16 protein-coding genes are annotated in these 14,770 nt (G+C 72.2%); 6 read left to right on the top strand and 10 right to left on the bottom strand.

The features are described 5' to 3' along the window. On the top strand, window positions 1-234 hold a 234-nt coding region (locus AB0H87_RS09495), incomplete at its 5' end, for a zinc-binding dehydrogenase (RefSeq protein ID WP_360142091.1). Here AB0H87_RS09495 and AB0H87_RS09500 read toward each other — a convergent pair. After that, window positions 235-915, bottom strand: a complete 681-nt coding sequence (locus AB0H87_RS09500) for a TetR/AcrR family transcriptional regulator (RefSeq protein ID WP_360142093.1) — start codon at window positions 913-915, stop codon at window positions 235-237. 55 nt (window positions 916-970) lie between these two features. Between AB0H87_RS09500 and AB0H87_RS09505 the strand changes: the two genes are divergently transcribed. Together AB0H87_RS09505 and AB0H87_RS09510 are read left to right on the top strand one after the other, a co-directional pair. After that, window positions 971-1,987: an aldo/keto reductase gene (locus tag AB0H87_RS09505; protein WP_360142095.1), complete on the top strand. Its 1,017-nt coding sequence runs from the start codon at window positions 971-973 to the stop codon at window positions 1,985-1,987. Window positions 1,988-2,002: 15 nt separating this feature from the next. Beyond that, window positions 2,003-2,476, top strand: coding sequence for a PPOX class F420-dependent oxidoreductase (locus AB0H87_RS09510; RefSeq protein ID WP_360142097.1), 474 nt, complete (start codon window positions 2,003-2,005; stop codon window positions 2,474-2,476). Window positions 2,477-2,482: 6 nt separating this feature from the next. Here the strand turns inward: AB0H87_RS09510 and AB0H87_RS09515 are convergent, their stop codons facing one another. From AB0H87_RS09515 to AB0H87_RS09535, 5 genes are all read right to left on the bottom strand, one after another. Further along, complete coding sequence (locus AB0H87_RS09515; protein WP_360142099.1) at window positions 2,483-3,376, bottom strand: nucleotidyltransferase; 894 nt, start codon at window positions 3,374-3,376, stop codon at window positions 2,483-2,485. Further along, complete coding sequence (locus AB0H87_RS09520) at window positions 3,373-3,987, bottom strand: hypothetical protein (RefSeq protein ID WP_360142101.1); 615 nt, start codon at window positions 3,985-3,987, stop codon at window positions 3,373-3,375. Before AB0H87_RS09520 ends, AB0H87_RS09515 begins: the two co-directional genes overlap by 4 nt. A 15-nt stretch (window positions 3,988-4,002) precedes the next feature. Then, complete coding sequence (locus AB0H87_RS09525; protein WP_360142103.1) at window positions 4,003-6,261, bottom strand: ThiF family adenylyltransferase; 2,259 nt, start codon at window positions 6,259-6,261, stop codon at window positions 4,003-4,005. Further along, window positions 6,248-7,366 (bottom strand): hypothetical protein, encoded by a 1,119-nt coding sequence (locus AB0H87_RS09530; protein ID WP_360142105.1) that lies wholly within the window; start codon window positions 7,364-7,366, stop codon window positions 6,248-6,250. Before AB0H87_RS09530 ends, AB0H87_RS09525 begins: the two co-directional genes overlap by 14 nt. Window positions 7,367-7,724: 358 nt before the next feature. After that, on the bottom strand, window positions 7,725-8,555 hold the full coding sequence (locus tag AB0H87_RS09535; protein ID WP_360142107.1) for a LysR substrate-binding domain-containing protein: 831 nt from the start codon (window positions 8,553-8,555) through the stop codon (window positions 7,725-7,727). 72 nt (window positions 8,556-8,627) lie between these two features. Between AB0H87_RS09535 and AB0H87_RS09540 the strand changes: the two genes are divergently transcribed. After that, complete coding sequence (locus AB0H87_RS09540) at window positions 8,628-9,461, top strand: PhzF family phenazine biosynthesis protein (RefSeq protein WP_360142109.1); 834 nt, start codon at window positions 8,628-8,630, stop codon at window positions 9,459-9,461. Further along, a complete protein-coding gene (locus AB0H87_RS09545; RefSeq protein ID WP_360142111.1) occupies window positions 9,458-10,090 on the top strand; it encodes a maleylpyruvate isomerase N-terminal domain-containing protein in 633 nt (210 codons plus the stop codon). Before AB0H87_RS09540 ends, AB0H87_RS09545 begins: the two co-directional genes overlap by 4 nt. An 8-nt stretch (window positions 10,091-10,098) precedes the next feature. Here AB0H87_RS09545 and AB0H87_RS09550 read toward each other — a convergent pair whose 3' ends face one another. Next, window positions 10,099-10,782 carry a GPP34 family phosphoprotein gene (locus tag AB0H87_RS09550; protein ID WP_360142113.1) on the bottom strand — a complete coding sequence of 228 codons (684 nt, stop codon included), beginning with the start codon at window positions 10,780-10,782 and terminating at the stop codon, window positions 10,099-10,101. 79 nt (window positions 10,783-10,861) lie between these two features. Then, the gene (locus AB0H87_RS09555) at window positions 10,862-11,560 is read right to left on the bottom strand and encodes a MerR family transcriptional regulator (protein ID WP_360142115.1); all 699 of its coding nucleotides are present in this window, start codon (window positions 11,558-11,560) and stop codon (window positions 10,862-10,864) included. Window positions 11,561-11,705: 145 nt separating this feature from the next. Between AB0H87_RS09555 and AB0H87_RS09560 the strand changes: the two genes are divergently transcribed. Next, window positions 11,706-12,956 carry a hypothetical protein gene (locus tag AB0H87_RS09560; protein ID WP_360142117.1) on the top strand — a complete coding sequence of 417 codons (1,251 nt, stop codon included), beginning with the start codon at window positions 11,706-11,708 and terminating at the stop codon, window positions 12,954-12,956. 39 nt (window positions 12,957-12,995) lie between these two features. Here AB0H87_RS09560 and AB0H87_RS09565 read toward each other — a convergent pair whose 3' ends face one another. Both AB0H87_RS09565 and AB0H87_RS09570 read right to left on the bottom strand, forming a co-directional pair. Next, window positions 12,996-14,483, bottom strand: coding sequence for an SMI1/KNR4 family protein (locus AB0H87_RS09565; protein ID WP_360142119.1), 1,488 nt, complete (start codon window positions 14,481-14,483; stop codon window positions 12,996-12,998). A 28-nt stretch (window positions 14,484-14,511) separates the two neighbouring features. After that, on the bottom strand, window positions 14,512-14,770 hold a 259-nt coding region (locus AB0H87_RS09570; protein ID WP_360142121.1), incomplete at its 5' end, for a LysR substrate-binding domain-containing protein.

A 14,770-nucleotide genomic window follows, 5' to 3' on the forward strand; every position in this document is an offset into this window, starting at 1 on the left:
GGCGGGGTCGTCGTGTCGGCCACGGGGCCGGTCGCCGCACCACCGGCGGTCCGCTCGACGCACTTCGTCGCGGACCCGGACCCGCGGCGGCTGACCGAGCTCGTCGCCCTGGTGGCGGCGGGCGACGTGCGGATCGACGTCGCCGCGACGCGCCCGCTGACCGACCTCGCCGCCGTGCACCGCGAGGCCGAGGACGACCGCATCCGCGGCAAGGTGCTGCTGGTGCCCGCCTGATCAGCTCGCCACGCGGTCCAGCCACTCGGCCATCAGCACCTGCTCGGCCGGAGAGAACCGATCGGCGACCGCGGGGAGGTTGGCCTTGAGCGCGCGGGCGTGCGTGCCGACGCCGCCCGTCCCGGCCTCGGTCAGCACCGCGGCCATCACCGCGTCGCGGAGGTTGCGGGAGAGTTCGGCGTGCGCGCCGAGCGTGCCGTCGCTCTGGGCGGCGATCAGCGCCAGGGTCGCACCGACGCTCGCCGCGTAGACCATCGGCGCCGCGGCCTCGACCGGGAGCCGCAACCGGCCCGCGGCGGCGACCCGGCGCAGGATGCCGGTGAGCAGCTCGTGGCCTTCGCCGCTGACCGCCGACGGGTCGCCCGGGCGCGGGTCGCCGTAGATCAGCCGGTAGAGCGCCGGGTTGGCTAGCCCGAACTCGACGTGCAGGTCCCAGCCCGCGACGAGGTCGGCGACCGGGTCGTCACGCTTCTCCTCGGCGCGCTTCTGGCCCAGGTAGCGCGCCCACGTCTCGTCGGCGACGGCGGCGAACAGGCCGGCCATGTCGCCGAACTGGCGGTAGATGGTCTGCGCCTGCACGCCGGCCGCGGCGCTGACCGCCCGCGTCGAGACGGCCTCGCGGCCGCCCTTGGCCAGCAGCTCCGCCGCCGCGTCGAGGATCCGCTGCCTCGGTGTTGTCATCACCACATGTTATCACCGCTAACGGCGTGGCGTTAGCAGTGATACGGTGATGGCCATGACGCGAATCCCGACCCGAAAGCTCGGCACGAACGGTCCGGTCGTCGGCGCCCTCGGTCTCGGCGCCATGGGCATGTCGGACATGTACGGCCCGGCCGACGAGACGCAGAGCATCGCCACGCTGCACGCCGCCCTCGACGCGGGGATGAACCTGGTCGACACCGCGGACTTCTACGGCTCCGGCCACAACGAGCTGCTGATCTCCCGTGCCCTGCGCGAGCGGCGCCGCGAGGACGTCGTGCTCAGCGTGAAGTTCGGCAGCCGGAAGAACCCCGACGGCTCCTTCCAGCCGGTCCCCTACGACGTGTCCGCCTCCGCCGTGCGCGACCGGCTCGCCCAGTCGCTGCGCCGGCTCAACACCGACTACATCGACATCTACCGCCCCTCGCGCCTCAACCCGGACATCCCGATCGAGGAGACCGTCGGCGCCCTGCGGGACATGCAGGAGGCCGGCTACATCCGCCACATCGGACTGTCCGAAGTAGGCGCCGAGAACATCCGCCGGGCCGCGGCGGTCGCGCCGATCAGCGACGTGCAGATCGAGTACTCGCTGCTCTCCCGCGGGCCCGAGGACGAGATCCTGCCCACACTGCGCGAGCTGGGCATCGGCCTGACGGCGTACGGCGTGCTCTCCCGCGGCCTGCTCAGTGGCCACTGGTCGCTGGACCGGTCACTCGCCGGCCGGGACTTCCGGGCCGCGCTGCCGCGGTTCAACGGCGAGAACCTCTCCGCCAACCTGCGGCTGGTCGAGGAGCTCGCCCAGGTGGCCAAGGAGATCGGCGCGACCACCAGCCAGGTCGCGATCGCCTGGGTCGCGGCGCAGGGCGCCGACATCGTGCCGCTGGTCGGCGCACGCCGGGTCGACCGGCTCGAGGAGTCGCTCGGGGCGCTGGACGTGACGCTGACGCTGAGCCCGGAGCTGCTCGCCCGGATCGAGGCCGCGATCCCTGCCGGCGCCGCCGCCGGCGGTCGCTACATGGACCAGCAGCTGCACCTGCTCGACAGCGAGCGGTGAGGGTAGCCTGGTCCAGTGCCCAAGATCGCAACCGCCGACCGGGTCGCACGGGACCAGCTCCTCGAGTTCGTCCGCACCCGGCACCGGCTCACCCTGGTGACCTTCCGCCGCGACGGCCGGCCACAGCTCTCGCCGGTGTCCGGGGGCGTCGACGAGGCCGGCCGGATCGTGATCTCCACGTATCCGGACCGCGCCAAGTCGGTCAACCTCCGCCGCAACCCGACGGTCAGTGTCCTGGTCCACTCCGACGACTGGAACGACCCGTACGTCCAGGTCGACGGCACGGCCGAGGTCCTGGACATGCCGTCGCGGGAGACCGAGGACGCGCTCGTCGAGTACTTCCGCTGCATAGCGGGCGAGCACCCGGACTGGAACGAGTACCGGGAGGCGATGCGCCGCCAGGGCAAGTCCCTGATCCGCATCACGATCGACTCCTGGGGCCCGATCGCCACAGGCGGCTTTCCACCGGACCGCGCCCCGGCGAGCTGACGCCGGCTAGGCGTCCGCGCCCCACTCCTCCCACTGCCTGGTCAGCGCCGCGACCAGCTCGCGGCATTCGTCGACGCACCACTGCTCGAGGCGGTCACCGAACAGCTCGGTGATCTCGTTCTGGCACATGACGTGGCTCCAGTCGTTGCTCGCCAGCCAGGTGAGGCACGCATGGTAGGAGGCGGCCAGCGTGGGCTCCAGGAAGCAGTGGTCGTCGACGTTGTAGAGCAGGCACTCCACGAAGTAGGAGGGCGCCTTGCGCGCCTCCGCGCCGGCGGACTCGTGCTTACGCGCGTTCTTCATCACGCGGACGACCTGCTTGAACCGCCCACGCGTGCGGGCGTTCTTGGCACGCCCGTTGCGCAGGTGGATCTTCGGGTAGTTGACGATCGGGTGTCCACTCCTGGTGCGGAAGTAGACGCCCTCGTCGTAGTCCTCCACGAACGGCAACGTGATGGAGTGGTAGCGGCGGAACTCGATGGCCGGCAGCACGTCGGCGGGGACCCGCACCAGTGAGTCCAGGTCGGTGATGTCCAGACAGCGGTTGCTCTCCGCGACGAAGAACCGTTCCTTGAGAGTCGCCAGGACGTCCGCCCGGAACTCCTCCCAGCCGTACGTGGTCTCCTCGTAGCGCTCCCAGAACAGGTCCAGGCCGAGCGGGTCGAGTCGGGCGATGTCCTCCTCGAACGGAAGTCGCATCGACACGACCAGGTCGACATCGCTCTCGTGCCGGAGGTTGGTGTCGTTCGCGTAGGAGCCCTGCAGGAAGATCTCGTACGGGATCTCCTTGAGCCGCCGGGCGTCCGTCAGTGCCTCCCGCAGGACCGCCTCGGTCCAGGCGGGACGGGTCGAGTCGCCCTGCCGAGCCCACTCCTCGATCTGGTCCGCCGGGATCGTCATGACGGCACCGCCTCGGGCCGCCCGGCCGGCTGGCGGCGGCGGAACGTGAGTTTCCCGGAGGTGTGCCGACCGTGGAAGTTCTGGTAGTAGCCGTCCAGCGACCTGCCGTCGGGCGACAGCACCAGCTGAGAAAGTCCCTTGTGGATTTCCCAGGACCTGCGCATGGGCGTGGGCGTGTTGACGTACTCGTACCGCAGGCCCTGGTTCTGCCCCGGGCGGGTGCTCAGCGCCGCCATCGAGGAGTCGGAGCCGGAATCGTCGGTACGGAGCGTGACAAGGATCCGCGACGACGTCTGGTGGATCGTGAGCGTGGCGGGCAGGACGACGCCCGACTCGTGGTCGGTGATGATCTCGCCCTCCCATTCGCCACCGTAGTCGGGGATGCCGCTCAGCGTCCGGCCATGGCGCGACAGCCGCCACAGGTGGCGGTCGTAGAGCCGCCAGAGCAGTCCGTAGAAGCCGAGCACGGCGGGCGTGTCGAGCCACCACGGTGGCTCGAGGTCCGCCGTGGACAGCGCGCGGTCGAGCAGGTAGGCGAAGAGGACGGCGGCGACCGCGAGGAAGAACATGACGCGTACGGATCGGGTCGAGTCGGTCGAGTACGGATGCACAGTGCCTCCACCGGGTCAGGAGAACATCTCGACATACATCTGGAGGCGCCGGTCCTTCGACCAGGTCGCGTCGGGCGCGACGATCAGCAGCAGGGCCCGCGTCAGCGAGTCGCCGTTGCCGGCGGCGGTCATCCGCGCCATCGTCGCGCGGTCGGCGTCGCTCGGGCGGACGTCCTCGGTGGGGTGACTGTGCCAGGCGCCGATGAGCCGAACCATGCCCCGGGTCGCCGTGCGCCGGTCGGCGATGAGCTCGTCGACCTTGCTGAGGTCGAAAGTGACGTGGCTCTCCGAGGAGTGGCCGCCCGGCGGCAGGTCCAGCACCTCGGTCACCCACACCACGCCGCTGGCCATGTCGATCTGACCCAGCAGGGCGCCGCCGGTCTCGAAGGAGTCGACGTCGGCCTGCGTGGACCGGGCGACCAGGCGCCGGATCGTCGCCATCGCCGCACGGTCGATCCTGACCTGCGGACCCGCACCGTCCGGGCCCGAGCGGACGACGTCGTCCAGCCACTGGCGGCGGTGGGTGGCCGAGGACGGACGCCGCAGAGTCGGCAGCTGGACCACGGTCGCCGACCGGTTGGGCGCCGGCTCGCGGTCGGTCTCCGCGCGGTCCGCCTCCGCCAGGAGGCTGGTCCCGGCGTTGAGCAGCTGGGACGCCAGCGCCGACAGGTCGGCCGACGAGCCTACGAACGTGGGGTCCGAGCAGCCTGGGGCCGGCTGGAAGTAGGTCGTCCGTGGCGGGTCGGGAAAGAAGTCGTCGAGGACGTCGACCAGGTCGTCGTCGGTGGCCGCGTCGACCGCGAGCCGCCGGAGGATGTCGACCCCCGCACCGCCCGCTCCCGGCAACGCGAGGGTGGCGATCCCCCGGTCGGCCTCGTGCCCGACGAACACGGACAGCACCGGTGGTGACCGGTCGATGTGCTGCCGGACCCGCTCGATCGCGACGGCCACCGCCCGGTTGGCGGTAGCGTCGATCATGAGATCCACCTCCGGCCACTGGCCGAACACGATGGGCAGCGCCGCGTAGCTGACCTCGACCTTGACGGTGGGGTCGATGCGCTTGAGGCGTTTGCCCAGCGCTTGGACCTTCGATTCGCCGATGTCGCCGTCCTCGTACGGCTGCCGCACCAGCAGTCCGGGCGTCACGGTCCCCTTGTCGACCAGCACGATCGACCGGACGCCGGCGCGCACGCAGTGCTCGGCGATCGGTGCGCCGAGCGCGCCGCAGCCGAGGAGGAGGATCCGCCGGTCGGCCAGCCAGCGCGCCGGCCGGGAATGATCGCGCCGCCGCGTCGCGCTCGGACGCTGGTCGTCCACGCGTACCCAGTGGACCGGCGCGTCGTCCGCCCGGCCGGCGGCGGCCCCGGGCGGGACGCGCCAGGCGACGATGTGCGCGACGCGCCCGGGTGCCGCCTCGCCCGCTGGTGCCGGACTGCCGATGAGGATGACCGGCCCGATCGGCTCCTCGTCCTCCTCCGCGGCCGGCCCGGTCCAGCGCGCCGCGTTGGCGAGCAGGGCCTGGATGTCGCTCGGCGGCACGTCCTGGTCGCGCAGGTGGCCGATGAGGGCGCCGACCGTCCGCGGGAACCAGAACCCGATCGGCCTGGGCAGGGCGAGGAACGGGGCCACGGTCGTGCGGCCGTCGTCGCGTACGCCGGGTGCGTCCGGCCGCGAGACCCATCGCTGCACCTCGTACAGACCCGTCTTGATTCGGGTGAAGGCCGCCCACGCGAGCCAGAAGCTCTCGGTCGACTCGGTGCCCGGAGGGAGGTCGACGCCGAAGATGACGAGCCCCGGGTATTCCCTCGCCCAGTCCATCGCCGGCGGGTGCCAGCGCAGGCCCGGGGAGGTGAGCTCGTTGGCCGCCGCACGCAGGAACCAGGTGGTGAGCCGGTCGACGAAGCCCCACATTCCAGCGTCCGGCTGCCAGTCGTTGTCGGACAGATAGAGGCAGAGGTAGCGGCCCCACATCACGTTGGTGAGGGTGGCGAACTCGCGGTTGGTGAGCTCGGCGACCGGTGGCACGTACGGGAAGCCCGGCGAGACGCTGATGAGGACGGTCTCCCAGTCTCGCGGGCGGAAGCCGGATTCGGGCACGACCGTCAGCGCCGTGCAGTTCAGGTCGACCCGCACGGTGACGTCGCCGTCGGATTCGGCCGGCCGTCGTGGCGGATGGACGCGGATCGCCGCCGGGACCCGGGCGGCGATCCGGCGGAGCTGAGCCAGCGCCTCCCGCTGGCCCACCGTCAGCTCCCGGGCGTCACCCGTCTCCATCACCGAACTCCTGCGGGCCGGCGGGCACTGAGTCGGCGCCGTGCGCCACCTCCTGGAGTTGCTCCATCGGCACGACCGGCGCGGCCGCGACCGCCGCCTCGCCCGCTGCCGCCGCCCTGATCGCCGTCCTGTCGCCGCCCGCGGCGGCCCCAGCGACCGCCGCTCCGCCGACCGCAGCCGATTCGGGCACCTCCGTGCGAGCCTCCGGCGGAGCCGTGCCGGCCGGCTCCCGGACAGCAGCCTCGGCTTCCGCCAGCCGCGCCATCAGGCGCTGCTCGCGGGTCGCCGGATCGGTCACCCAGACGTAGTCGCGCTCCGGCCAGTTGCTCCACTTCAGCGTCTGGGGTTCACCTGCGGTGATGGCGAGCAGCGGCCGCGCGACGCCCTCGATCGCGTCGAGCCGCCGGCGCTGCGGAATCCCCAGCGCCTCGGCGGCCGGGCATTGTTCGTGCCGGCCCGTGGCGCCGCACGCGGCCAGGCCGGCGGCGATGGTCGACTCCACCACGGCCTGCAACGGTGGCCGCTGATCCCGGGCGTAACTGCGCATCATCGTGTAGATGACCAGGGCCGACGCCGGGGCCGGGAGCTCGTCGAGCCGGATGTCGACCCGCACCGGCCCGGACGGCCCCTTCTCGACCCGCTCGGCCACCGTCTGCAGGTGACCGGCCAGGTCCGCCAGGGTCGCGCAGTGCTCCTGGCGCCACGCCTGGCGTACGGCGGTGAAGGCGTCTTCGCCGATCGCCGCCGTCAACCGCTCGGAGATCCGTTCGGTCGACGCGGCACCGCGCTGCGCCGGCCGTTCGCGCGGCAGGACCTTCGGCGCTGTCGGCTCGAGCTTGATGGACACCTCATCCGGCGACGGGATCTCCCGCGTCTCGACGACGGGCCCCTGGTCGCGCACCGCCGACCAGATCTTGAAGGACCGCTCCTCGGCAGCGGTCGCGGTCGCGCGGCCACCGTTGCAGACGGAGCAGGTAGGTCCGGTGATCGTCACGCGCAGGACGGTGGGAGAGCTGAGGCCGACCACGTAGTCGGTCTTACAGCTGCGGCAGTTGCGGGCCACGGGCGGAAAGCCGGGCACCTTGCGTACCGCGTCCCGCCGCATGGCCTTGACCTTCTCCTGCGGGGGACGTGGTCTCGATGGCGTCGGCCCGGTACGACCACCACCGCCGGACCCGCTCCCCGCCAGGCCACCGCCACCGGATGCGCGGGGCTGCCGCGGCCTACCGTTCCCGCCACCACCGGGACCGGCATCGCCTCCACCGCCGCCAGCTCCACCAACGCCACCACCAGATCCGCCGCCGGTTCCGCCGCGACCCGGGCGGCCGGCGCCGCCGGATCCGCCGCCGTCGGAGTGCTCACCGTGACGCCGCGCATACGTAACGGTCATGGCTCTCAGTGTGCATTGATCATCAGCGATTCGGACATGGCGATCACTGCTGAAACCCGACACTTACCCGCGTTCAGGTGAGGCGGCGCAGCACCTCCTCGACGGCGTCGACGAGGGGGTCGCCCTCGGTGCCGGGCCGGCGCACCAGGCCCAGCTCCACGTCGGGCAGGTCCGGAAGCCCCTCGACCGTCGTGCCGGGCTCGACGTTGGCCGGCAGCAGCGCGGCGACGCCCAGGCCGGCCCGGACCGCGGCCTGGACGCCGGCGAGGTTGGTGCTCTCGAAGGCGACCCGCCAGCGTCGGTCGGCAGCGTCGAGCGTTTCCAGCAGCGGCGCGCGCCAGCGGCAGGGCTGGGAGAAGAGCACCAGCGGCAGTGGGTCGGCGTCGAGGCGCACGCTTTTGTGGGCGACCCAGGTCAGCGGCAGCCGGACCGTCCACCGTGGTGGGTCGGCCAGGTAGGCCGGGTCGCAGAGGGCGAGCTGCAGGCGACCACTCTCGTACGCCTCGCGCATCGCGGGACCCGGCGCGCTGAAGATCTCCAGCGTGGCACCGGGATGCATGCGGGCGAAGTCGGCGAGGGCCTGCGGCAGCGGCGCCGCGGCCAGGTCCTCGATGAGGCCGACTCCACAGTGGCCGGTCAGCTGCTCCCCCGGCGCCCGCAGCGCCTGTGCGGCGAGGGTCAAAATCCGCTCGGCGTACGGCAGCAGCGTCTCACCGGCCTTCGTCAGCGCGACCCCGGCCGCGGTGCGGTGCAGCAGCTCCTGCCCGACCGCGCGCTCGAGCTTGCGCAGCTGTTGGCTGACGGCGGGCTGGCTGTGCCCGAGCGCGATCGCCGCCCGTCCGATGCTCCCGGCCCGGGCGGCGGTCAGAAAGGCCCGCAGCAGTGCGGTCTCCAGATCGGCCATAACGACAGCTTATGACTGCCCGACTGATTTACCCAGTTCCTTCTGACCGCGACCCAGCCTAGCGTGCAGTCCGTGCGCTACCACCACGTCGACGTGTTCACGGGCCGCCCGTTCAGCGGCAACAGCGTCGCGGTCTTCCCGGACGCCGAAGCCCTGACCACCAGGCAGATGTCGCTGATCACGACAGAGCTGCGGCACTTCGAGTCGATCTTCCTGGGTGCCGGCGGCGCGGCCCGCGTCTTCGACCTGTCCGGAGAGCTGGACTTCGCGGGCCACCCGGTCCTCGGCGCGGCCTGCGTGCTGCACGCGCTGCGGGGATCGACGCCATCGGAGACCTGGACGCTGCGGCTGCCGGCGGGCGCCGTCAAGGTGGCGACAACCCGGCACAACCCGACGGCGTACGCCGGCGTCCTTGACCAGGGTCCGCCGTCCTTCCTGGGCCGCCCCTCGGTCAGCGCAATGCTTCCGTCGCTGTCGCTGGCGCCCGACGACCTGGATCCGACGCTGCCGCCGGAGGTCGTCTCGACGGGCTTGCGCTACCTGGTGCTCCCGGTCCGGACCGACGCCCTGGCCCGGGCCCGCGTCACCACTGACCTGACGGCGCCGCTGACGGCCCTGGGCGCCGAGTTCGCCTACCTGCTGGACGCGGCGACGATGGAGGGCCGCCACTGGAACAACGACGGCGTGGTCGAGGACGTGGCCACCGGCAGCGGCGCCGGCTGCGTGGCCGCCTACCTGCGCAGCCACGACCGCATCGACGACGGCAAGCCGACGATCCTGCGCCAGGGCCGCTTCACCGGGCGTCCCAGCGAAATGACGATCACCGCCCACGGCGACCGATCCGTCGAGGTCGGCGGTGACGTCGTCCTCGTCGCCGAAGGCCGTCTGCTGGATCTCCCCCGATGACCCGACGCGCCTACACCGGTGCCGCGCGGGTCGCGGCCACGCTGCTCGCCGACCCGGCGGTCGCCGCCGCATGGGACCGGCCTAGTGCGCTGGACCGGTACGCGGTCAGCGGGCTGTGCGGGCACCTCGCCGGGCAGATCTTCTTCGCCGAGAACGCGTTGGCCGGGCCCGAGCCCGACACCGCCCCGATCCCACTGCTCGACTACTACGCCAGGGTCTCGTGGATGACGTCCGATCACGACAGTGCGGCGCACGTCCGCATCCGTCAGGGCAGCGAGCGGGCGGCCGCGGCGGGTGCGGTCGCTCTGGCCGGCCGCGCCCGGGCCGCCACCGACCGCCTGCCCGCGGTGTTCGCGGCGACGCCCGCGGAGCGGCTGGTCCAGCTCCCGACCTGGCGGTGGTCGCTCACCTTCGACGACTTCCTCCTGAGCCGCCTGGTCGAGCTGGCGGTGCACATCGACGACGTCGCGGTAAGCGTTGGCCGGCCCACCCCGCCATTGCCGCAGGAGGTCACCGGCCCGGTCCTCGACCTCCTCACCCGCCTGGCCGTCGACAGGCACGGTCCCGTCGGGGTGCAGCGCGCGCTGACCCGAGCGGAACGCGCTCCGGTCACCATCGCCGTCTTCTGACGGCGCGATCAGGTTCTCGGAACCACGGTCGCGGCGATGATGGCGTTGTTGACGATGGTCGCGGTGACGGTGCGGGTGACCGCTTCGCCGGCGGCCCCGGCTCCCCAGTCGCCGCGTTCGAGCTCCTTGGCCCGGGCGATCACCGGCGAGATCCAGGGGATCTCCCGGTGGAACTGCGGAAGCGTGCCGCTTCCGGACAGCAGGGCCGCGAGCGCGGCGACCCGCGGCGCCGGTCGCGCACCCGCGACGAGCACCTGGCGGACGTCCTCGACGAGGCCCGCGCGGCGCCCGTTTCCGCCGTCCGCCAGGACGGTCGTGGTGAACAGGCCCAGTGTTCTGCGGGTTCCCCGCCGGATGTCGCCGCGTTCGACGAGCCGTTCCAACAACGGGGCGCGCAACGTCGGCCCGATCGCCGCGAGGACGGTCTGCACGCCGCGTGGCTTCCTGGCGACGTAGTCCCACGCAGCGCGGAGAATCGCGTCCGACGGCGGGTGCTCCGGGACCACCTCCACCCGCGCCCGGCCGGAGCCGGTCCGCACGTGGTCGCCGAGGGCGAGATCCGCGAGCACGGCACCGCCTAGCGTGTAGAAGAGCGTGCCCTCGCCGGCGATGGTCCCGCCGGCCGCCGGCTGGAACAGCAGGAGCAGCAGGTCCTCGGCCAGGGTCGGGGGCGCGCCAGTCCGCTGGTTCATGGATGGTTCCTCTCCGCTCAGGACATCGCCCAGTAGAGACCCTGTTGTCGGAACACAGGCAAGCCCGTGGAGACGACGGTCACCCGTCGCCGGTGGGCCCTTCCAGTTGCTCCTGTGCCAGGAGGCTCGCGCGGTGCAGGACGTCGAGTTGAGCCTTGTTGTAGAGCTCCGTCACGGCCGCGATGAACGTCTGTTGCGTGACCTGCTCGCTCTGCGAGCTGCGGGCCGCAGGGTCGCTCAGCCACGGGTAGTCGGCGAGATGCTTCGCGAGGGTCGGCGCCAGCTGTTCGGCGAGGCGCGCTCGGGTCGGCTCGTCCGCATCCGGCGGCAACGTGTCGATGGCGACGCTGATGTCGTCGGGGTCCGCTTCGACCATCCGCCGCAGGTCGGCCAGCGCGTCCTCGTCGTAGAGCCGCGTGTAGATGTGGAGGATCGAGCTGTCGGCCTCCGAGAGCCGCGACGCGACGGACTCGAATCCCTGGGGTACGTCGGCCGGCGCGCTGTCGCGCAGGATCGCCGCGAGGTGGGCGTCGACCTGGCGCAGCGCGTCCGGGGTGCCGTCGCCGCCGGCGCCGACCTCCGCGATCCGCGCGAGTGGCACGCCGAGCTCGGCCAGCCGCCGAATGCGCAGCAGGCACACCAGGTCCCGCACGCCGTACTTCTTGTAGCCGTTGTACCTGCGGTCGGGCTCCTCGATCAGGCCCAGCCGGTGACAGTGCCGGATGGTGTTCACCGTCGTGCCCGCCAGCTCGGCGAGCTCACGCGTGCTCCAGGCCATGTCGGCTAGAACTGGGCGCGCTCGACATATATTCCGACCGATACGTACCCCTATGTGCCGGTGCCGGCACGGGACATTGACGAACGTCGTACAACGATGATCTGATCGCGATCTCAGAACTTCTTTCATGTTTTCTGGAGGTCGCATGCGTCGTCCCGCGTTCCTGGCCGCCACCATCACCGCCCTGGCCGCCGGTGTCGTTGCCGTGATCGGTGGTGCGGCGCCCGCTGCGGCCGCCCTCCCCACCGCCGCCGTCGCGCTCGGTGACAGCTTCGTCAGCGGTGAGGGTGCCGGTGCCTATCAGGCGGTCACCGACCTCAACGGTGTCCCGCAGGGCTTCCCCGGCTGGTCCGCCGCCAACAGCAACGCCTTCTTCTGCCACCGGTCCGCCAACGCCTCGATCCAGCAGGCGGCCCTGCCCAACGTCGCCGCGCGGTTCAACCTCGCGTGCTCCGGTGGGCAGCCCTACGACATCGCCGCCGCGTCCGCGACCAGGGGCAAGGGGCGGACCGTGGCCGCGCAGCTGGACCAGCTGCGGGCCGTCGCGCAGACCCACGACATCGACCTCGTGCTGGTCGGGCTCGGGTCCAACAACAGCCAGTTCACGTTCGGCAACGTGGCCGAGAAGTGCGCCAACCGGTTCATCGCCGACGCGTGGACCGGTTGGTGGGAGTTCTGGGCCTATCTCAACGGTCCCGTCGAGCAGGCGCCCTGCGCGACCGGCGACCTGGCCACCGACGCGCAGATGACCGCGGCGACGCAGGAGACCGTGGCGGCCGTGCGGCAGATCGTGGCCACGCTGCGGCAGGTCGACGCCGACGGGCAGCACCGGATCGTGCTCCAGGACTACACCAACCCGCTGCCGTTCGACCTCGCACAGCGCTTCTGGACCGAGGACGGACGGGCCGACGACCGCGACAAGTTCCGGGATCTCGGCGCCGAGCGGTACGCCGCCGGGTGTCCCATCCACCGCGCCAGCCTCGCCGCCGGGCACTGGTTCTCGGGCGGCCTCGGCAACATCGTCCGTAGTGGACAGTCCACCCTGGCCGCCGAGTTCCCGGGCGAGGACGTCGTCTACCTCAACGTGCAGCGGGCGTTCGACGGTGCGCGGCTCTGCGAGCTCGACGCCAGCCCGACCGGGGCACTGGCCACCCCGATCCGGCTGCAGGACGGCCCGACGGGCACGCCGGTGACGAGCCTGGCCGGGAAGGACAAGATCGCGATCCAGCGGATCGCCAACACCTGTGTCACGTACTTCCAGACGTGCCAGGAATCCTGGCACCCCAACGCCGCGGGTCACCAGGTGCTCGGCCAGTGCCTGGCCGCGGCCGCCACGACGGCGAACCGCACGATCGCCTGTGTGCGCCAGCCGGACGGCCGCATCGTCGCCGGCTGACGGGGCCATCGAGGGCCGGCCCGTGTGCCGGGCCGGCCCTCAAGCGGCCGCCGCGCGGAGCCAGCCCGCCCACTCGTCGGCCTGCTCCAGCCGGACGAAGCCGTTCAGTGCGGCCGCGGCCAGGCAGGGTGGCAACGGGCCGCGGTCACGCAGGTCCAGCCACTGCGTCAGGTTCAGCTCCAAAACCCGCAGGCCGGTCAGGTCCGCGAGCACGTGGAGGTCGGTCACGTCGGCGGCGGACAGGTCGAGGTGGGCGAGGGCGGGCAGCTCGGTCAACGGCGCGACCGAGACGGGCTCGCGGGCCGCGAGCTTCAGGCCCCACAGGCTCGGGTGCCGGCCCAGGGGCGACAGGTCGACCTCGGCGGCGTCGACCGACAGCCACTCGAGCGGCACCGCCGGCGGCACCGCGGCCACGACGACGCCGGCGCGGTTGATCGAGAGACTGCGCAGGTTGCGGAGCGGGGCCAGGTCCGCCAGGTCGACCACGGCCCCGAAGTTGAGGTAGAGCTCCTGAACGTCGAGGCCCGCGACGACGTCGGCGACGCGCCGCTCGTCGATCCGTTCCGAACGGCTGTAGGGCTGGTGGGAGCCGTGCCACCGTTTCTCGTCGTCGCGCAGCAGCGCGATGTGATCGCTCAGCGCCGTCGTCACCGACTCGGCCACGTAACCGGGCGGCCCGAAGAAGTCGCGGCCGTACTGGATGATCTGCCCGAACGTCCCCTCCGGCGCGGGGTCGAGGTCGACCAGACAGCAGTTGCCACCCCAGTCTGTGCCGACCTCCACCCACCGTTCGTTGCGCGACATCCGGCGCACCCGGCCGGCCGGATATGCCTCGTAGCAGACCGGGTTGACCGCGAACAGGTCGTCGCCGCTGCCGAGGACGGAACCCGGGCCGCCCTCGAGATAGGTGGACACCACTTCGTCCAGCGGGAGCAGGGCACCGGCCCTGAGCAGCCCGCACTCGTCCGTGGACACCGTCCGGTAGAGGGCGCGCAGCTCCTCGGGCAGGCGCAACCCGATGGCGGCCTCAGCGGCGCGGATCTCCTCCTCGGGATGGCCGGCACCGAACTCGGGATCCATCCCTGTCTTGCGGGGGAACGCGTCCGCGAACTCCGCGACGAGGGCCCGGACGGCGGCGAGGACCGCCGGATCGGTGGGGCGGTCGGTCACCGCGCCGGCGGGCGGCGCCGACGGCGTGGAACCGCTCGGATGCCGGTAGTCGGGATCGAGCACCAGCCGCACCGGCGACACGGCCGGCAGGTCGAAGGTGTGGCGCAGCTCGGAGCCCGCGCGCGTGAACTCGACGACGAAGGCGCGATCCTCGCCGGCCGGGCGCAGCACCTCGTCCATCCGCCGCAGCAGGTCGTGCAGCGCGACGCCGGTGTCGGCGAACACCGACCGCCCGGCGGCGTCGAACGTGCGCAGCGAACTGCCGCGGCCCGGCCGGTGAAGTCCGTGCACCACCGCGGCGTCCGTGCCGGCCAGCGTCGACGCCAGCTCGCCGACCAGTTCCCGTAGATCCGCCATCACCCGTCCCCGTCCGGTTGGCCGTCCCTCACTCCAGCGCCCGCGCCGTCGCCTTCGTCACGGCCGGCAGCAGCGCGTCGACCAACGCGCGCAGCGCCGGCTCGGTTGCCGAGACCTCGCGGACCGCCGCGTGGATGGCGCGGATCGGCTCCGGCCGCCGGACGCGCCGCACGACGACGCCCGGATGCCGCGCGGCGCCCAGGCCCAGCCGCGGGATCAAGGCGACACCCAGCCCGGCCGCGACGAAACCCTGTGCCGTCGCGTAGTCCTCGGAGGTCGCCGCGTAC

The organism is Asanoa sp. NPDC050611 (assembly GCF_040654855.1).
Taxonomy (GTDB): Bacteria; Actinomycetota; Actinomycetes; order Mycobacteriales; family Micromonosporaceae; genus Asanoa.